Source organism: Pseudochelatococcus sp. G4_1912 (assembly GCF_047501465.1).
In the GTDB taxonomy this organism is placed as follows: Bacteria; Pseudomonadota; Alphaproteobacteria; order Rhizobiales; family Beijerinckiaceae; genus Pseudochelatococcus.
The window spans coordinates 1,444,959-1,463,070 of sequence record NZ_JAZDRL010000001.1; the positions used below are offsets into that span (position 1 = coordinate 1,444,959).

Below are 18,112 nucleotides of genomic sequence, written 5' to 3' on the forward strand. Positions count from 1 at the left end.
GTGGAAAAGGCGCGGACAATGCCGCGCCTTTCAAAGCATCAGATCAGCGAACCGAGCACGACTGCCGTATCCGACATACGGTTGGAGAAGCCCCACTCGTTGTCATACCAGCTCAGTACGCGCACCAGCGTGCCATCCAGAACCTTCGTCTGATCAAGCGCAAACACCGATGAATGTCCATCGTGGTTGAAGTCAATCGAGACGTTCGGCACAGCGGTGAAGCCAAGCACGCCTTTCAGCGCGCCATTTGATGCTGCGATGATCGCTTCGTTGATCTCTGCCACGGTGGTGGCACGACGGGCAATGAACTTGAAGTCCACTACCGACACGTTAGGTGTTGGCACGCGGATCGCGGTGCCATCCAGCTTGCCGTTAAGCTCTGGCAGCACGAGGCCGACAGCCTTGGCAGCACCCGTCGAGGTTGGGATCATCGACAAGGCAGCAGCGCGCGCGCGGTACAGATCCTTATGCACCTGATCGAGCGAGGGCTGATCGTTGGTGTAGGAGTGCACCGTCGTCATGAAGCCCTTTTCAATGCCGACCAGATCATTCAGCACCTTCGCAACAGGCGCGAGGCAGTTTGTGGTGCACGATGCGTTCGAGATGACGAGGTGTTCCTTCGTCAGCTTGTCGTGGTTCACACCGTAAACAACAGTCAGATCAGCACCCTCAGCCGGCGCCGAGATGATCACGCGTTTGGCGCCAGCCGTCAGATGAGCTGCCGCTTGAGCGCGTGTAGTGAAGATGCCCGTCGATTCCATGGCGATATCGACACCCAGTTCCGCATGCGGAAGCTGGGCCGGATCACGCACGGCAGTGACCTTGATTGGGCCGCGGCCGACATTGATGGTGTCGCCATCAACCGTGACTTCATGGGGGAAACGACCATGCACCGAATCGAACCGCAGCAGATGTGCGTTGGTTTCAACAGGTGCCAGATCGTTGATCGCTACCACTTCGATATCGGTACGACCGCTTTCTACAATAGCGCGCAGGATGTTGCGTCCAATACGACCGAACCCGTTAATTGCTACGCGGACTGCCATTTTCGTGTCTCCTCGCCCAAGGGCTAAACAGATATGAGGCTAATCAGATATGAAAGGCGGTATCAGCCGTTGTGACGCGCCATAACTTTTTCGGCAACTGCTTCAGCCGTAATGCCGAAGTGAGCATAGAGTTCCTTGTAAGGAGCGCTCGCGCCAAAGCCGTTCATGCCCACGAAGATGCCATCCGAGTCAATCACTGCATCCCAACCGAAGCGTAGAGCAGCTTCAATTGCGACCTTGATCTTGGCGTTGCCGATGACAGCTTTACGGACATCGTCCGGCTGTTCAAGAAACAGCTCAAGCGATGGCACGGAAACCACACGTGTGCCAATGCCCTTCTCATGCAGCAGCGCTTGCGCAGCCAATGCAATTTCAACCTCTGAACCAGAAGCAAACAGCGTAGCCACGGCTTCCCCCATTGCAGGCGATAGCTCGTAAGCACCCGTTGCGGACAGGTTCTGCGGTGCGGCTTGTGTACGTACTGCTGGCAGGTTCTGGCGGGTGAGGGCAAGCAGCGTTGGGCCAGTGGTGCGGCCAAGCGCAATTTGCCATGCTTCAGCGGTTTCCACGGCATCTGCAGGACGCAGCACGCGCAGGTTCGGAATAGAACGCAGGCTTGCAAGGTGTTCAACCGGCTGATGGGTTGGGCCATCTTCACCCAGACCGATGGAATCATGCGTGAACACGTAGATTGCAGGCGTGCCCATAAGCGCGGCAAGGCGTATGGCAGGGCGTGCGTAATCAGCAAACACAAGGAATGTGCCGCCTGCAGGGCGGTAACCACCATGCAGCAGAATGCCGTTCATTGCAGCGGCCATGCCGTGCTCGCGGATGCCGTAGTGCACGTAACGACCAGCATAATCACCAGGCGCAATCGCCTTCAGATCCTTGGTGCGGGTATTGTTGGAAGGCGTCAGGTCAGCCGAGCCCATCAGCAGTTCCGGCACTTCGTCGATCAGCGTCTCAAGCGCCATTTCGCTGGCCTTGCGGGTCGCGACGGTTGGCTTGTCATTCACGAGACGCGTCTTGAGTGCATCGATCGCCGCATGTAGACGGCGAGCATCGATCTCGCCCGTTACGCGGCGTGCAAATTCCAGGCGTGTGGCTTCCGATTCGCCAGCAAGGCGACCTTGCCATGCTTCACGCGCTGCCTGGCCGCGTGTGCCGAAGCTGCGCCATGCATTGAGAATGTCAGCAGGAATCTCGAACGGACCATGTGGCCAGCCCAGCGCTTCCTTGGTTGCGAGCAACTCATCACCACCCAGAGGTTCACCGTGCGCCTTGGAGGTGCCTGCCTTCTTGGGGGAACCGTAGCCAATTGTGGTCTTTGTTGCGATCAGCGTTGGACGATCAGACTTCCGTGCAGCCTCGATAGCAGCAGCAACAGCTTCAGGATCATGCCCATCAACGCGCACAGCAGCCCAGCCGGCTGATTCGAAGCGCTTCACCTGATCCACCGAATCAGCCAGCGACAGCGGACCATCGATGGAGATGCCGTTATCGTCAAACAGCACGATCATGCGGTTAAGCTTGAGGTGGCCAGCAAGTGCGATGGCTTCCTGGCTGATACCTTCCATCAAGTCGCCGTCGGAAGCGAGCACATATGTAAAGTGATCGACCAGCTTATCGCCATACTCAGCATTGAGCATGCGCTCAGCGAGGGCGAAGCCGACAGCCGTTGCAAGACCCTGGCCGAGGGGGCCGGTGGTGGTCTCGATGCCATCCGTGATGAAATTCTCGGGATGACCTGGCGTTTTTGAGCCAAGCTGGCGGAAATTCTTGAGTTCATCCAGCGTTACAGAAGGAGCGCCCGTGAGATAGAGGAGGGCGTAAAGCAGCGTGGAACCATGACCCGCCGAGAGGATGAAGCGGTCGCGGTCAGGCCAGCCAGGGTTCGTCGCGTCGAACTTCATAAAACGTGAGAACAACACGGTTGCGACATCGGCCATGCCGAGAGGAAGGCCAGGATGGCCGGATTTTGCCTTCTCAACCGAATCCATTGCAAGGGCGCGGATGGCGTTCGCAAGCTGTTTGTGCTCGACTGGTGCTGTCACGGATGAAATCCTCTGGTCTTCGTGCGCGTATGAATCTGTAAATCTGCCGGCTGAAAGCCATGCTTATAATCCGGCTTGATAGCAGGCTGTATCCCCATGTCAAAACAGAACATGAGGGTTAGGCATATTGACGTGCATGAATCTGCCGTTCACCTTGCATGGAAGTCCCTTTTGTGTTGCATCAAAGAACGCTTGGTGGCGATACCATGACGCTGCACTTTCATAAAAGAAAGCAGCACGCATATGGTAAATTGACAGGTATTAGTTTCGCATACTCTCGGAAGAGGGCAGGATCATGTCGCTTGCTGACGCTTTGAAGAGGCTTGATGCCGCTATCGGTTCACTAGAGCGCACGAGTGTTCGGCGGGTGGAGCTGGACAGGCGCGGCGGCGACCTGCCAACGGAACTTGCCTTGATGCAGGATGATCGCGCACGTCTGGCTGTGGAGCTGGATGGTGCATTGGCGCGACTTGGGCAGCTGGAAGCGGTTGCGAGCAGTATCGATGAGCGGCTTGCTACGGCACTTGGCAAAGTAGAAGAAGTGCTCGCCGGCGAGCGAGGGAATTAGGAATGACGCAAGGCGCCAATATCACCGTTGCTCACGTTAGCGTTTCAATTGCTGGGCGCAGCTACCGCATGGCCTGTGAAGCCGGTGATGAAGCGCGCATCGAAGAGCTTGCTGCCAAGGTTGATATGCGGATTGGTGAGCTGCGGGAGGCGTTCGGGGCAATTGATGATCTGCGTTTGACAGTGATGGCGGCCTTCTCAATGGCCGACGATCTCGCGGAAACGGAGCGTCGCTTTGCCGTACAGGAAGAGGCGCTAAACGCGCTTCGCGCACAGCTTGCAGAAGAAAAAGCCCGTGCGGATTCTCAGGAAGCGCAATTCGCCCAGGCCATTAATGATGCCGCTGAGCGGGTGGAAAACATCACATCGGATCTCACGCCGACTGTCCAAGCGTAGCAGCAAAATAGCGTTTTCCACGGTTGCGGCCAATAGAGTGAGTGCGTTCCCCGTTTGTTTCTGTTAGAGCATGATGCATGACAGGAAGACAAGTGATTCGCATTTTAGGGATAGACCCGGGCTTACGCCGTATGGGATGGGGCATGATCGCTATCGATGGATCGCGCCTGTCGTTTCTTGGCTGTGGGTGCATTCAATCAGATGGTGATTTGTCTCTGGCCGAGCGCCTACGACAACTGCATGATGGCCTGACGCAGATTGCGGATGTCTGGGTGCCGGACGAAGTGGCCGTGGAAGAGACATTCGTCAATAAAGATGCGCAGGCCACGCTGAAATTGGGCCACGCCCGTGCTGTGGCGTTGCTTGTTCCGGCGCTTCGCGGGCTTTCGGTGGCTGAATACGCTGCTAATCAGGTTAAAAAGACGGTGGTTGGCGTGGGGCATGCCGAAAAAGCGCAGATTGCAGCGATGATCAAGGTTCTGCTTCCTTTGTCGAATGCCAAAACACCTGATGCGGCGGATGCGCTCGCCGTTGCAATTACACATGCCCATCATCGCAAATCGCACGATTTATTGAGCCGCACCATGGCACGGGCAGGGTCAACACGGGTGGCATCATGATCGGTAAATTAAAAGGCGTGGTGGATTCACAGGGCGAGGATTACGTTATCCTTGATGTCCATGGCGTTGGTTATGTTGTGCATTGCTCGTCACGCACGCTGCAGGCGCTTCCCTCAATCGGGGAGGCGGCGACGCTGGCAATCGAGACGGTGGTGCGTGAGGATATGATCCGTCTGTTTGGTTTTCGTTCGGATGCTGAGCGCGAGTGCTTCCGCTTGCTGCAAACCGTGCAGGGCGTTGGCGCAAAGGTGGCTCTTGGCATTCTGTCTGCGCTGGATCCCGCAGCTCTTACTTCAGCAATTGCGCGTGGCGATAAGGCAGCTTTATCACGAGCGCCGGGTGTTGGACCTCGTCTTGCCGTGCGCATCACAACCGAGTTGAAGGATAAAGCGCCAGCCTTTGTGGCCGGACCTGGGGAGACGGTTGCGCCGCTCGCCCCAGCCGCACTTGATAATGCACCACAGCCGCTGACGGATGCTGTGTCTGCGCTGGTCAATCTGGGATATGGCGAGCCACAGGCCGCGCGCGCAGTTGCTTCCGTTGCCGAGCAGGCGGGGGAAGCGGCAGAGACGGCGAAGCTTATTCGTCTGGCGCTTAGGGAGCTTGCCTCATGAGCAAGGGCGTGCTCACACCGCACGAGCAGGCGGCGGATCAGGAATTATCGTTACGCCCGTTGGCGCTTGGCGAGTTTATCGGTCAGGCGCAAGCGCGATCTAATCTTTCCGTATTTATTGAGGCGGCGAAATCCCGGGGTGATGCGCTCGATCACGTGTTGTTCGTTGGTCCGCCTGGGCTGGGCAAGACAACGTTGGCGCAGATTGTTGCGCGTGAGCTTGGGGTAAATTTTCGCTCGACCTCCGGGCCGGTGATCGCCAAAGCAGGTGATCTTGCAGCGCAGCTAACCAATCTCGATGAGCGCGATGTGTTGTTTATCGATGAAATTCATCGCCTCAATCCATCGGTTGAAGAAATTCTCTATCCTGCGATGGAGGATTACCAGCTTGACCTTATCATCGGTGAGGGCCCGGCTGCGCGTTCGGTCAAGATTGATCTGCCAAAGTTTACGCTCGTAGGGGCAACAACACGGCAGGGGCTGCTGACGACGCCTCTGCGAGACCGCTTCGGTATTCCAATCAGGCTGCAGTTCTATACGGTGGAAGAGCTGGAGCTGATTGTCACCCGCGGTGCCAAGGTTATTGGTGTTGGTATGACCCCGGATGGCGCGAACGAGATTGCACGCCGCGCGCGTGGCACGCCCCGTATTGCGGGACGTTTGTTGCGACGGGTGCGGGATTTTGCCGTGGTTGGCGGTTCTGACACCATCACGCGTACTATCGCAGACCGCGCCTTGCAGTTGCTGGAAGTTGATAGCGCGGGATTGGATCTGATGGATCGGCGCTATTTGTCTATGGTGGCGAAATCCTTTGGTGGTGGGCCTGTGGGCATCGAAACCATCGCGGCAGCGTTATCTGAGCCACGCGATGCGATTGAGGAAATCATAGAGCCCTACCTGATCCAGCAAGGTTTTGTGCAACGCACGCCGCGTGGGCGCGTGTTGACAGCGCATGCCTTCACCCATCTGGGGCTTGCAGTGCCGCGGCGCGAAGACAGGCCGCAAGTTGCATCCAATACCGGTTTATTTGACGAGGAAATTATCGATGACGCTTGAGAGCGCCTCAGCACCTCAAAAGACATGGCCTGATCTTGCAGGCCGGTTTGAGGAGCGCACGCATATTCTGCCGGTGCGCGTTTATTATGAAGATACGGATTTTTCCGGTATTGTTTATCATGCGGGTTATTTGCGCTTTCTGGAACGCGGACGCACGGATAGCTTACGTCTTGCGGGTGTTGGACAGGCTGCGCTGCATGCGGATGGGGAAGGGCTGGTCTTCGCCGTACGTCGCCTCACCATTGATTATCACCGCCCGGCACTGATGGATGATGTACTTGAAGTGCACACGCACACACAGGAAGTCCGAGGGGCCTCGCTGGTCATCATTCAGAAAATTATGCGTGGTGATGAACTAATTGTGAGCGCCGATGTACGCGTCGCTGCGATTATGGGTGGTCGTCCCGCGCGAATTCCTGATGCCTTGCGGCGTATCCTGTCTGGCGATCAGCCTTGACACGACCATAATTGCAGTGCGTGGTAACCGCCTGTTAACCATAACGGGTGTTTTGTATCGATGAGGTTAACTGTATCAAACCAGAAAATGAATGCCATTTTTGGGATAATTGGATGCACGAATAAAGAGATAGAGTATCTTGGCTGCGTATGATTTCGCGCGGTGCTCCCATGCTCGGATCGGCAAGTGCGTAAGTATACAGGCCCGGCCCTCATTTCGACAGATTTATAAGCAAGTAACAACGGGTAAAGCGTCACTGGTGCCGGCCTGCCATGCGATCTGACGGATGATCCGTTTAGGTCAATGCAATGTATTGGTCTTATAGGTACGATTTGATGCTGTGACTGCACTGTGAAAGGACTATCGATGAACACCGCCGACGTTATTCAGACGGCCTTGCCATCTGCTGGCGAGGTTTCATTGTTTGGCATGTTCTGGCAGGCGCATATGGTCGTCAAGCTTGTGATGCTTGGGCTTGTTGCTGCTTCCGTCTGGTGCTGGGCGATTATTATCGATAAAGCGCTGCTATTTGCGCGCTACAGGCGCTCAATGAACCGGTTTGAGGAAATCTTCTGGTCCGGCCGTTCGCTTGATGAGTTATACCGTTCGCTGGAGAACCAGCCTGTGCAAGGTATGGAGGCGTTGTTTCAGGCTGCGATGCGCGAATGGAAACGCACTTTTGATGGTCAACGCCGCACAGTTGGCAGTTTGCAGCAGCGTATCGATCGCGCTCTTGATCTTGCAATCCAGCGCGAGGGCGAGCAACTGCAGGCACGTCTTGGTGTCTTGGCTACTGTTGGTTCGTCTGCGCCATTTATTGGTCTGTTTGGCACGGTTTGGGGCATCATGACGAGTTTTCGTTCGATTGCCGCATCCAACAATACGAGCCTTGCCGTTGTTGCCCCAGGTATTGCTGAGGCGCTTTTTGCTACGGCGATTGGCCTGTTTGCAGCTATTCCTGCGGTAATTGCATACAACAAGCTGCAATCGGAAGCCACTCGTCTGCAAGCGCAGCTGGAAGGCTTTGCCGATGAGTTCTCGTCGATCCTGTCACGGCAGATTGACGAACGCGCCGCTGCCTGATCGAGCTGGAGGACGCTTCCATGGGAATGTCAGTTGGTGGAGCCGGATCAGGTTCTGGACGGCGCGGACGTCGGGGGGCAAAAGCGCCTGCGGTGATGTCTGAAATCAACATGACGCCGTTTATCGACGTCATGCTTGTGCTTCTGATCATCTTTATGGTCGCTGCGCCGATGATGGTTGTTGGCGTGCCTCTTGATTTGCCTCAGACGGCAGCGAAACCCCTCAATATGGAGCAGAAACCATTGACGGTTTCTGTTACGGAAGCAGGCAGCGTGTTTGTGATGGACACCGAGCTGACGGATGGCGAAATCGTCGAAAAACTGCGCGCTGTTGCGCCGGCGGGAGAGGAAGAACGCATCTACGTGCGTGGTTCCAAGGCGGTCAATTATGGGCGTGTGGCGGAAATTATGGCGATCATCACGTCTGCCGGTTTCAAGAAGGTTGCGCTCATTACCGAGCCTGACCCTGAAAAGCATGCAAGCGGATCGAACTGAGGATAGCCCCTGTGCGGTTTTCGAAGAACGAGCCCGGATTTATCGCCTCAGCAGCAGTGCATACAGCGCTGCTGGTGGCGGGGGTTGTTGCGTTCTCATCTACGCCCAAATTCGCTGATCAGCAGGAGTCGATTGCCGTTGAGGTGATTTCCGACGAAGCTTTTTCGACGATGACCAAGGGCGATCGCACTGCCAAGACTGTGCAGGAAAATCCTAAGCCGCGGGTGGATAAAGTGGCGGAGATCGAGGAAGAAAAGCCCGATCCTGGAGAGGCCAAGCGTGATGTGCCGGCACCAACGGCGCGGCCTATGGCTGAGGATAAATCGGAAGATCGTGCGGCGGTTGAGCCGACGCCAGAGCCTAAGCCCGAACCTGCAAAGACAGAGCCTGTGAAGCAGGCTGAAACTGTGCCAACGCCCACGCCGCCTGTGCCGCGGCCACGTCCACAGGAAGTGGCGCAGATTGAGGAACCCAAGCCCGAACCCGAGCCTAAGCCGGAACCAAAACCTGAGCCTAAAAAGCCTGAACCAAAAAAGCCCGAGCCTAAACCCGAGCCAAAGAAGCCAGAGCTGAAAAAGGTTGCTGTAAATAAGGAGCCCGTGAAGGCTGCTTCGCGTTCAACTTCGGAAAAGTCTTTCGATACTGATGCGATTGAGAAATTGCTCGCCAGCAAGGATAAGGCCCAAACCGCAGGTTCTACAGGGCGTGAAATGCAAACCGCTTCTGCAGGTACGCGCACTGGTAATTCGCCAAAGCTCTCGCTGTCGCAGCGCGACGCTATTGGCAATATGATGAAGGAGCAGATTGGGCGCTGCTTCTCAGCGCCTCCTGGCTTGGCTGAAGTAAGTTCATCGCCTGTTATTAAGGTCTCACTGAACGAGGATGGAACGCTGGCTTCTCCGCCGCAGATCGTGAGTGGCGCAGACGATGCAGCCTCTCGATCATTTGCGGAAAGTCTGATGCGTGCAATCCGTCGCTGCGCGCCTTATTCGTTCCCCGCACAATTTGCGCCCTATTACAATGATTGGCGGGATTGGCGAATCGATGCCTCACCCGGCGACTTTTTAGGATAATCGGGAGTTTTCGCCATGGCAGCATTCCGCTTTTTGGCACTTCAGTGGCTTGCACAATGCTCTGCGAACTACTTTCCACGTGAAAAAATCCGGAAAGAGGTTTGTTGCCGCTCCTTGGACGTAATTTCTTCACCTGAAGTGTTATCCATTAGTACAAGGAATGCTGCGACACAGTTGCAGGTCTTTCTGACAGCCGCATGGTTTGTAACGATCAAGAGATTTGCGACGACAATGACGATAACCCGCCTATTGCCCCGTTTAGCTGCTGCCATGCTGGCGCTCGTGCCCGTATCGCTGCATGCGCCAGTTGCTCATGCCGAAATCTCGATCACACTTAATAGTGCGACATTTGCGCCGCTGCCGATTGCGATCGCCGAGTTTTCTGGTGATCCTGAGGTTGCTGCCGGCATTACCGAGGTCATTACCAATAACCTGCAGCGCATTGGATATTTCGCACCATTGGATCCTGCGACATTTGTCGAGAAATCAACAAATTTTGATGCTGTGCCCGATTTTGCTTCATGGCAGAGCATCAACGCACAAGGGCTTGTGACCGGACGTGCAGTGCGTGAGGCCGGCGGGCGTATCCGGGTGGAATTCCGACTTTGGGATGTTACATCCGGTCAGCAACTGGCAGGTCAGCAGTTCTATACTGATCCGGTGAACTGGCGTCGGATAGGCCACATCATTTCTGATGCCGTGCTTACGCGGGTGACGGGCCTTAAAGGCATGTTTGATACAAAAATTGTGTTCGTTGATGAGACGGGCACGAAGGAAAACCGTCGTAAGCGTTTAGCGGTTATGGATCAGGATGGCGCGAGTCTGCGTTATTTGACGCGCGGTGAAGAGCTTGTTGTTTCGCCACGTTTCTCGCCAATTTCGCAAGAAATTGCTTTTATGTCGCAGCGCCAGAATGAAAGTACGCGCGTGCAGCTGCTGAATATCGAAACGGGACAGCGTGAGGTTGTTGGCAGCTTTCCCGATATGACATCCAGTCCGCAATTCACGCCGGATGGCCAGCAGGTTATGCTCAGTCTGCAGCAAGGCGGTAATGCAAACATTTATGCAATCAATCTGCGTTCGCGTGCAACCACACGTGTAACCGCCACTAATGCAATCGATACCTCCCCCTCTGTCTCGCCTGATGGCAGCCGGGTGGTGTTTGAGTCCGATCGTGGCGGTGGTACGCAACTTTATGTGATGAATGCGGATGGATCCGATCAGCAGCGTATATCGTTTGGTGAAGGGCGCTATAGTCAGCCTGTGTGGTCTCCGCGCGGTGATTATATTGCCTTTACGCGCTCACGGGCTGGGCAATTCGCTATCGGTATTATGAAGCCTGATGGTTCCGGTGAGCGGATTCTCACCGAGGGCTATCATAATGAAAGCCCGACATGGGCACCGAATGGCCAATTCATCATGTTCTACAGTGATCCAGGCGGAGAGGGCGGTGGTCGACTTTACATGGTCGATATCACTGGCCGGGTCAGAGCGCAGATTCCGACGCCGTCGTTTGCGTCTGATCCTGCCTGGTCGCCGTTGTTGAGTGATTTGCGTTGAGCCTCTTGTCCTTTCAAGGCTGCATTCTGGCATTATTGGGACGCTGCGTTTAATGGCTTCGCGTTGACAATGCTTTAGTGCTATTTGGCTATAATGCTATCTGGTTAAGAATCGTTATTTCAGGAGACTTTACAATGTTTGGTTTCAAGGTTTCTGCCGCTCTGAAGGCAGCTGCCATCCTTTCGGTGACGTTGGCGCTTGGCGCTTGCGCCTCCAACAAGACCGATCAGGCGGGTGCTGGTGGTATGGGTGGTCTTTATGGCGCAGGTGCTTCCACGCCAGGTTCTGCTCAGGACTTTGTTGTTAACGTTGGCGACCGCGTGTTCTTCGAGACGGATAGCACCAGCCTGACGTCGACGGCTGTTGCAACGCTTGATGGTCAGGCTGTCTGGCTTCAGCGTTATCCGCAATACACCTTCCTGATCGAAGGTCATGCGGACGAGCGTGGCACGCGCGAGTACAACTACGCACTGGGTGCACGCCGTGCACAGACGGTTTATGACTATTTGACCTCACGTGGCGTTCCCGCAAACCGCATGCGTGTCGTTTCTTACGGTAAGGAACGTCCAATTGCCGTTTGCAATGACATCTCTTGCTGGTCTCAAAACCGTCGTTCAGTGACTGTCCTGGATCGCCCTGCTGGTTCTTAAATTAGTTCGTTGGGGCTCTCTGGTGGTCGTCTATCGGGGCTTTCTGCGCTTCGGTTCTCGAAAGCCCCCGCTATATGACTATCAGAGTGCGCCATCATACTAATTTCATTCCGGCCCTTTTTGAGGATGTGCTGGTGAGCTGGGCTTTTTAAGTCATGCATGTTTGATGATGGAGCAGATCATTTTCTGGAGATGTCATGCTCCGGACATGGTGATTTGAAGCGGTTTAGAGTACAGGTCTATGGTTCGTTGTAAAAACGAGGTTTTTGCTGATGACCGTACGTCGTTCGTTTTTTTCCCGTGCAGCACTTGCTCTTGTGTTGCCGGTTCTAATGTTTCTCGCTGCAGCTCTTCCTGCTGCGGCTCAAGATAGTTCCGAATTCTTCCTGCGCCTGAACCGATTGGAAAATCAGGTGCGCGATCTTGCAGGAACTGTTGAAAAGCTTGAATTCGATAATCGCCGTCTGCAAGAGCAGCTCAAGCGCTTTCAGGAAGATGTCGAGTTTCGTTTTCAGGAATCCTCAGGATCTCAAGGCTCAGGCGCGCCAAGTGCTCCGCCCAGGCAAAAGCGATCTGATCTGATGCCGGCGCAACCGGCATCTCCTCAACAAACAACGACGCCGGCAACGCCGGCTTCGTCTCTACCTTCCCAAACTACGGTAATCGAAGGCGAGATGCTCCAGCCGAGTGGCGAGAATACACGCTCTACTGCTGTTGAGCCCGTACCCGTACCATCTGCTTTACCAGCACCCCATTCTGGCGGATTCGGCGCCATTGAAGCGCCTGCCACCGCTGAGGCCGAACAGGGCCGCCCGCTTGATTTAGGTGCCGTTGCTGGCACAACCCGCATTATTCCGCAAGCAACACAGACCCAGTTGGTGCCAGATCCTCAGGCTGTGCCTGGCATGATCGAGGAAAACGCAGCCGGGGCCATTACCGACATTCCATCTGTTGCTGCCACGTCGCCTGGAGATCCGCAAGAGGGTTATCGCGAGGCAGAAGGATTATTTCGCAGGCAGCAGTATGAGCAGGCAGAAATGGGTTTCCGCCAATTTTTGCAAAGCCATCCGCGTGACAAGCTGGCACCTGATGCCACCTTTAATCTTGGTGAAAGTTATTTCTTTCGTGGGCGTTATCGCGAAGCGGCTGAGCAATATCTTAAGCTTACCACAGCTTATGCCAAGAGTGATCTTGTGCCTGTCGGCATGCTGAAACTTGGCATGTCGCTTGAAGCATTGGGTGCAAGGGATCAAGCTTGTGCAACCTTTTCCGAAACAGCACGCAAGTTTCCTGATGCTGGCCCAGAACTCAAGCAAGGTCTCGCCCGCGCCCGCAGCCGTGCCAATTGCACGTAAAGGATGTTGCGTTATAAAATGACAAGGTCCGTAAGTGCAGGCATGCAAGGAGCGCGCTATTCTGCGCAATGAAGATGACACAATCTGGTTTAATGCTCCATCGCCACGTTGATGTCGGCCAAGCTCCCTTCGCGACGATCCATGATGCTGAAATAGAAAAGCTTTTTAAGCCGTTACGGAATGCGACGGGAATTGTACTTGCTGTCTCTGGCGGTCCTGATTCATTAGCCTTGTTGGCGCTTATGGCGCGGTGGCGCAACTTGAATAGCCTCAGTACACTTCCGCCTATTTACGTTGCCAGTGTCGATCATGCGTTGCGTGCCAATGCTGCTGTTGAGGCAAATGCCGTTAAGGTGCTGGCTAGCGGTTTGGGGTTTCCGGTGCGTGTGCTGGTCTGGCAGGGAGAAAAGCCTGCTGGATCGATCCAGGAAATGGCTCGAACTGCGCGCTATAGCTTGCTCTGTGAGGCTGCGCAGGAATGGGGTGCAAGCCACATTGTGACCGCCCATCATCGCAATGATCAGGCGGAGACTGTGCTCATGCGCCTTGCAAGCGGGAGTGGTGTCGGTGGTTTGGCTGCGATGCGTCCTTTTGTTGCACTGGGACTATCTGCCATGGATGGGCGTGCTCCTATTGCGCTAGCGCGCCCACTCCTTGGCATGACAAAGGCACAGCTGGAGACCGTTATACTTGAAGCTGGATTTGAGGCTGTTGATGATCCGGCAAATCGTAATCCGCGCTTTGCCCGCGCCCGGTTGCGCGGACTTGAAGCAGAACGTAACGCTCTGGGCTTGAGTGCAGATCGCTTGGCCACATTGGCTGCGCGCTGCGCTCGCGCTGATAGCGCCCTGTCTGCCGTTGCCCAGCAAAGATTTAGCGAGTTGTCTGAGCCTGGACCCACAGCACTACGTCTTAAGCCTGCGCTGTGGTTTGAAACTGAAGAAATTATCCTGCGCTGCATAGCGCTTGCCGTAACACGACTTTCTGAATGTTGCGGGAGGGCCGGTGATACTCAGCTCTCTTTGGAACGGCTTGAGCGTTTGATCGAAGCTTTTCAGACCTCTCGGCTTGAGGGACAAGCCTTGCATCGCACCCTGCACGGCATGATCGTGCGCTTGGATGCTGCAGGGGGTGTTACCGTTTCTCGCGAACCAGAACGCCGTCGCGGTAGAAAAATAGTGGCATAAGCTGTGAAAAACCTGGCTCTCAGAGGGGTCTGAAGCAGATTTCGCATAAATCTTGCACGCATTAGCAGTTGCAGATCTTGGCAAGCGCGCATGTGGCTCCTAGATTAGCCGAGGTGTCTTATTAGCTTCGTGTATGCTACGAGCAAAAGGTCGCCATCGGTATAGGGCCCTCTGGCCCCTCAACCTTGCAGGATAATAGACAGACGATGAACCCCAATTTCCGGAACTTCGCCCTGTGGGTCATCATATTCCTGCTGGTGCTGGCGTTGGTGAGCTTATTCCAGAATCCAGGACAGCGCAGCAGCAGTAATGAGATCCCTTATTCACAGCTATTGAACGATGCCGATAACGGCGGCGTTTCTACTGTCACGATATCAGGGCAGGAAATCTCCGGTACGTATAAAGCGGGCGGTAACTTCCGCACCTACGCGCCGTATGACCCCAACCTCGTGACCAAGCTTGCAGATAAGGGCGTGCAGATTACAGCGCGCCCGCCTAATGATTCGACGCCCTGGTTCATTGCGCTGCTGGTAAACTGGTTGCCGCTGATTGTGTTTATCGCCGCGTGGATATTTCTCTCTCGCCAGATGCAGAATGGTGCCGGGCGTGCGATGGGCTTTGGCAAGTCCAAGGCCAAGCTTCTTAATGAAGCGCACGGTCGGGTGACGTTTGAGGACGTCGCTGGTGTGGAGGAAGCCAAGGAAGATCTGCAGGAGATCGTCGAGTTTCTGCGCGATCCACAGAAATTTCAGCGCCTTGGTGGACGTATTCCGCGCGGTGTTCTGCTCGTTGGTCCTCCCGGTACAGGTAAAACCCTGATCGCACGCGCGGTTGCTGGCGAAGCCAATGTGCCATTCTTCACGATCTCCGGTTCGGATTTTGTTGAAATGTTCGTGGGTGTTGGCGCCTCGCGTGTGCGCGACATGTTCGAACAGGCCAAGAAAAATGCGCCTTGCATTATCTTTATCGACGAAATCGACGCAGTCGGCCGCCATCGTGGTGCCGGACTGGGCGGTGGTAACGATGAACGCGAGCAAACGCTGAACCAGCTCCTTGTCGAGATGGATGGCTTCGAGGCCAATGAAGGCGTCATCATCATCGCTGCGACCAACCGCCCTGATGTGCTTGATCCAGCTTTGCTGCGTCCAGGTCGTTTTGATCGTCAGATCGTGGTGCCAAATCCTGATGTGGTTGGCCGTGAACGCATTCTGCGGGTGCATGTGCGTAAGGTGCCATTGGCTCCCGATGTGGATCTCAAGACAATTGCGCGTGGTACGCCGGGCTTCTCTGGCGCTGATTTGATGAATCTTGTCAATGAAGCTGCGCTGCTTGCGGCGCGCCGCGGCAAGCGTATCGTCACCATGGCTGAGTTCGAGGATGCCAAGGACAAGGTGATGATGGGTGCGGAGCGCCGTACTCTGGTGATGAGCGAAGAGGAAAAGCGCCTTACCGCTTATCATGAAGCAGGCCATGCGATCGTGGCGCTCAACGTGCCAGCTACCGATCCGGTGCATAAAGCGACCATCATCCCGCGTGGACGTGCGCTCGGCATGGTGATGCAATTGCCTGAACGCGATAAGCTCTCGATGAGCTATGAGCAAATGACGTCACGTCTGGCCATCATGATGGGCGGTCGTATAGCGGAAGAACTTATCTTCGGCCATGATAAGGTGACTTCGGGTGCGGCTTCCGACATCCAGCAAGCAACACGACTTGCACGGGCAATGGTGACCCAATGGGGCTTCTCCAAGGAACTCGGTACAGTGATGTATGGTGAGAACCAGGATGAAGTGTTCCTTGGCATGTCCGTTGGGCGGCAGCAAAACATATCAGAAGCCACTGCGCAGACGATTGATGCTGAAGTTCGTCGGTTTGTCGATGCAGGACTTGTCGAAGCACGGCGTATTCTCAGCGAGAAAAGCGCTGACCTCGAAGTGCTGGCAGAAGGGTTGCTTGAATATGAAACCCTATCGGGCGACGAGATTGTCAATCTGCTCGATGGTAAACCGCCTGTGCGCGATTCTGGAGATCCTGTCCCATCGCGCGGGTCTCTTGTTCCATCGGCAGGGCGCAATAAACCTAAGGATGAACCTGGTCAGGGATTGAATCCCCAACCTCAATCCTAAACGCGCGCTGTTTTTCTTGTTCCCGGATTATAAAATGGGGACAGGAGGGCGGCTGTCTTAGAACGAAGAAAACGGCCGGTGAGCTCCGGCCGTTTTTGCGTTGGGGCTTCAGCCCGATGAAAGTTCTAAGCTTACGTTATTCTGCTGGATATGATTGCTTACAATTTTTGAACTGATTGCGAAATAATACACCCAAGAATTGTCAATAAGTCTGATATAGAGACAATCAGATGAACGGTACAGCTAGCTGGGCGAGCATAAGTCAGGTGAATAATAAATGACGCGTAGTTTCTTTGGAACAGATGGTATTCGGGGTCGCGCCAATACGGTGATTACACCTGATCTGGCGTTGAAAGTGGGGCAAGCGGCTGGCCTCGTTTTCCGCCGAGGCGATTATCGCAACCGTGTGGTGATCGGCAAAGACACGCGTTTATCCGGCTATATGATTGAGACCGCCCTTGTCGCCGGTTTTACCTCAGTTGGTATGGATGTGCTTCTGTTGGGCCCAATGCCCACGCCTGCTGTCGCGATGCTCACGCGTTCAATGCGCTGCGATCTTGGGGTGATGATTTCGGCATCTCATAATCTCTATGAAGACAACGGCATTAAGCTGTTTGGACCGAATGCTTATAAGCTATCGGACGATGTGGAGCGTGAGATTGAGGCGCTGCTGGGTGCGGATCTTGGTTTGCGGCTTGTGCCGCCGGAGCGCATGGGCCGTGCCAAGCGCATTGAAGGTGTGCATGCGCGTTATATCGAATTTGCCAAGCGCACGCTGCCGCAGAATTTCGCAGCAAAAGGTGCGGGAAATGGTACCGGGCTCGGTCTTGATGGCATGCGCATTGTCGTTGATTGCGCCAATGGTGCGGGCTATCGCGTGGCGCCTGAAGCCCTTTGGGAACTTGGCGCTGAGGTGATCACAATTGGTGTTGATCCGGATGGTTTCAACATCAACCGTGATGTAGGCTCAACTGCACCTGCAGCTCTCATTGCTAAAGTACATGAAACCCGTGCTGATATTGGCATTGCGCTTGATGGCGATGCAGATCGAGTCATTATCGTTGATGAAAAGGGGCAGGTCGTTGATGGCGATCAGCTCATGGCGGCGATCGCCACACAATGGAAGGAAGATGGGCAGCTGTCACGGCCAGGTGTTGTGGCGACTGTGATGTCCAATCTTGGTTTTGAGCGCTATCTGGGCGGTATTGGTCTGGAACTTGCACGCACTTCAGTTGGAGATCGCTATGTGCTGGAGCGCATGCGTGCTGATGGCTATAACCTTGGCGGTGAGCAATCAGGCCATGTCATTATGTCAGACCATGGCACCACTGGTGATGGATTGATCGCGGCATTGCAGCTGCTTGCTGTTGTGCGCCGTCGTAACAAGCCAGTCAGTGAAGTGTGTCACCTGTTTGAGCCTCTGCCGCAAGTGCTCAAGAACGTGCGCTTTGCCAAGAGCGCACCTTCTGCAGACATTGTTTCGCCTGTGGTTGAGCGTGCGCGCGAGCGTTTGGGCAAAAGCGGGCGTCTGTTAGTGCGCCCATCTGGCACAGAACCCGTGATCCGCGTTATGGGCGAAGGCGACGATCGGGCGCTGGTGCATGAGGTTGTGGACGATATCGTTGCAGCACTCAGCAAGGCGGTTGCATAACAGAATGCAAGAACCTGCTTGTTGATGAATAAAGAGTGTGCTTGAACCTCATCATTAACAGACAGGGTTAATTTCTTGTTTACCCTATTGGGTGAAAGTGCCTCCATACCCGTTGCTTTGGCGC

At 55.0% G+C, this 18,112-nt stretch carries 17 protein-coding genes; 15 read left to right on the forward strand and 2 right to left on the reverse strand.

Going from position 1 to position 18,112, the window contains the following annotated elements:
* Positions 1-38: 38 nt before the first annotated feature.
* The gene (gap, locus tag VRZ32_RS06510) at positions 39-1,046 is read right to left on the reverse strand and encodes a type I glyceraldehyde-3-phosphate dehydrogenase (protein WP_414524862.1); all 1,008 of its coding nucleotides are present in this window, start codon (positions 1,044-1,046) and stop codon (positions 39-41) included.
* 62 nt (positions 1,047-1,108) lie between these two features.
* On the reverse strand, positions 1,109-3,046 hold the full coding sequence (gene tkt / locus VRZ32_RS06515) for a transketolase (protein WP_414525063.1): 1,938 nt from the start codon (positions 3,044-3,046) through the stop codon (positions 1,109-1,111).
* A 349-nt stretch (positions 3,047-3,395) separates the two neighbouring features.
* Between tkt and VRZ32_RS06520 the strand changes: the two genes are divergently transcribed.
* The 15 genes from VRZ32_RS06520 (at position 3,396) to glmM (ending at position 17,988) form a co-directional block, all read left to right on the forward strand.
* Entirely contained in the window at positions 3,396-3,668 is a 273-nt protein-coding gene (locus tag VRZ32_RS06520; RefSeq protein WP_414524863.1) for a DUF4164 domain-containing protein, read from the forward strand.
* A gap of 2 nt (positions 3,669-3,670) precedes the next feature.
* Positions 3,671-4,063, forward strand: a complete 393-nt coding sequence (locus VRZ32_RS06525) for a cell division protein ZapA (protein ID WP_414524864.1) — start codon at positions 3,671-3,673, stop codon at positions 4,061-4,063.
* Positions 4,064-4,140: 77 nt separating this feature from the next.
* Positions 4,141-4,683, forward strand: coding sequence for a crossover junction endodeoxyribonuclease RuvC (gene ruvC, locus VRZ32_RS06530; RefSeq protein ID WP_414524865.1), 543 nt, complete (start codon positions 4,141-4,143; stop codon positions 4,681-4,683).
* Positions 4,680-5,297 (forward strand): Holliday junction branch migration protein RuvA, encoded by a 618-nt coding sequence (gene ruvA / locus VRZ32_RS06535; RefSeq protein ID WP_414524866.1) that lies wholly within the window; start codon positions 4,680-4,682, stop codon positions 5,295-5,297. The genes ruvC and ruvA overlap by 4 nt, the downstream gene beginning before the upstream one ends.
* The gene (ruvB, locus tag VRZ32_RS06540) at positions 5,294-6,352 is read left to right on the forward strand and encodes a Holliday junction branch migration DNA helicase RuvB (protein ID WP_414524867.1); all 1,059 of its coding nucleotides are present in this window, start codon (positions 5,294-5,296) and stop codon (positions 6,350-6,352) included. The genes ruvA and ruvB overlap by 4 nt, the downstream gene beginning before the upstream one ends.
* A complete protein-coding gene (gene ybgC, locus VRZ32_RS06545) occupies positions 6,342-6,809 on the forward strand; it encodes a tol-pal system-associated acyl-CoA thioesterase (RefSeq protein WP_414524868.1) in 468 nt (155 codons plus the stop codon). Before ruvB ends, ybgC begins: the two co-directional genes overlap by 11 nt.
* A gap of 366 nt (positions 6,810-7,175) precedes the next feature.
* Entirely contained in the window at positions 7,176-7,892 is a 717-nt protein-coding gene (gene tolQ / locus VRZ32_RS06550; RefSeq protein WP_414524869.1) for a protein TolQ, read from the forward strand.
* 20 nt (positions 7,893-7,912) lie between these two features.
* A complete protein-coding gene (locus tag VRZ32_RS06555) occupies positions 7,913-8,386 on the forward strand; it encodes an ExbD/TolR family protein (protein ID WP_414524870.1) in 474 nt (157 codons plus the stop codon).
* A gap of 11 nt (positions 8,387-8,397) precedes the next feature.
* Positions 8,398-9,459 carry a cell envelope biogenesis protein TolA gene (locus VRZ32_RS06560; protein ID WP_414524871.1) on the forward strand — a complete coding sequence of 354 codons (1,062 nt, stop codon included), beginning with the start codon at positions 8,398-8,400 and terminating at the stop codon, positions 9,457-9,459.
* Positions 9,460-9,729: 270 nt separating this feature from the next.
* On the forward strand, positions 9,730-11,019 hold the full coding sequence (gene tolB / locus VRZ32_RS06565; RefSeq protein WP_414525064.1) for a Tol-Pal system beta propeller repeat protein TolB: 1,290 nt from the start codon (positions 9,730-9,732) through the stop codon (positions 11,017-11,019).
* Positions 11,020-11,153: 134 nt separating this feature from the next.
* Positions 11,154-11,669, forward strand: coding sequence for a peptidoglycan-associated lipoprotein Pal (gene pal / locus VRZ32_RS06570; RefSeq protein ID WP_414524872.1), 516 nt, complete (start codon positions 11,154-11,156; stop codon positions 11,667-11,669).
* A gap of 272 nt (positions 11,670-11,941) precedes the next feature.
* Positions 11,942-13,024: a tol-pal system protein YbgF gene (gene ybgF, locus VRZ32_RS06575; protein ID WP_414524873.1), complete on the forward strand. Its 1,083-nt coding sequence runs from the start codon at positions 11,942-11,944 to the stop codon at positions 13,022-13,024.
* A gap of 74 nt (positions 13,025-13,098) precedes the next feature.
* Positions 13,099-14,211: a tRNA lysidine(34) synthetase TilS gene (gene tilS, locus VRZ32_RS06580; protein ID WP_414524874.1), complete on the forward strand. Its 1,113-nt coding sequence runs from the start codon at positions 13,099-13,101 to the stop codon at positions 14,209-14,211.
* Positions 14,212-14,417: 206 nt separating this feature from the next.
* Positions 14,418-16,337, forward strand: a complete 1,920-nt coding sequence (gene ftsH, locus VRZ32_RS06585; protein WP_414524875.1) for an ATP-dependent zinc metalloprotease FtsH — start codon at positions 14,418-14,420, stop codon at positions 16,335-16,337.
* Positions 16,338-16,614: 277 nt separating this feature from the next.
* Positions 16,615-17,988 (forward strand): phosphoglucosamine mutase, encoded by a 1,374-nt coding sequence (glmM, locus tag VRZ32_RS06590; protein WP_414524876.1) that lies wholly within the window; start codon positions 16,615-16,617, stop codon positions 17,986-17,988.
* Positions 17,989-18,112 lie beyond the last annotated feature (124 nt).

Bases quoted from the DNA above. Each gene is read 5' to 3' on its own strand.
- tilS (WP_414524874.1), top strand. From the start codon at position 13,099: ATGACACAATCTGGTTTAATGCTCCATCGCCACGTTGATGTCGGCCAA.
- pal (WP_414524872.1), top strand. From the start codon at position 11,154: ATGTTTGGTTTCAAGGTTTCTGCCGCTCTGAAGGCAGCTGCCATCCTT.
- ruvB (WP_414524867.1), top strand. From the start codon at position 5,294: ATGAGCAAGGGCGTGCTCACACCGCACGAGCAGGCGGCGGATCAGGAA.
- tkt (WP_414525063.1), bottom strand. From the start codon at position 3,046: ATGGATTCGGTTGAGAAGGCAAAATCCGGCCATCCTGGCCTTCCTCTC.
- tolQ (WP_414524869.1), top strand. From the start codon at position 7,176: ATGAACACCGCCGACGTTATTCAGACGGCCTTGCCATCTGCTGGCGAG.
- gap (WP_414524862.1), bottom strand. From the start codon at position 1,046: ATGGCAGTCCGCGTAGCAATTAACGGGTTCGGTCGTATTGGACGCAAC.
- ruvA (WP_414524866.1), top strand. From the start codon at position 4,680: ATGATCGGTAAATTAAAAGGCGTGGTGGATTCACAGGGCGAGGATTAC.
- VRZ32_RS06555 (WP_414524870.1), top strand. From the start codon at position 7,913: ATGGGAATGTCAGTTGGTGGAGCCGGATCAGGTTCTGGACGGCGCGGA.
- ybgF (WP_414524873.1), top strand. From the start codon at position 11,942: ATGACCGTACGTCGTTCGTTTTTTTCCCGTGCAGCACTTGCTCTTGTG.
- glmM (WP_414524876.1), top strand. From the start codon at position 16,615: ATGACGCGTAGTTTCTTTGGAACAGATGGTATTCGGGGTCGCGCCAAT.
- ftsH (WP_414524875.1), top strand. From the start codon at position 14,418: ATGAACCCCAATTTCCGGAACTTCGCCCTGTGGGTCATCATATTCCTG.
- VRZ32_RS06520 (WP_414524863.1), top strand. From the start codon at position 3,396: ATGTCGCTTGCTGACGCTTTGAAGAGGCTTGATGCCGCTATCGGTTCA.
- ybgC (WP_414524868.1), top strand. From the start codon at position 6,342: ATGACGCTTGAGAGCGCCTCAGCACCTCAAAAGACATGGCCTGATCTT.
- tolB (WP_414525064.1), top strand. From the start codon at position 9,730: ATGCTGGCGCTCGTGCCCGTATCGCTGCATGCGCCAGTTGCTCATGCC.
- VRZ32_RS06525 (WP_414524864.1), top strand. From the start codon at position 3,671: ATGACGCAAGGCGCCAATATCACCGTTGCTCACGTTAGCGTTTCAATT.
- ruvC (WP_414524865.1), top strand. From the start codon at position 4,141: ATGACAGGAAGACAAGTGATTCGCATTTTAGGGATAGACCCGGGCTTA.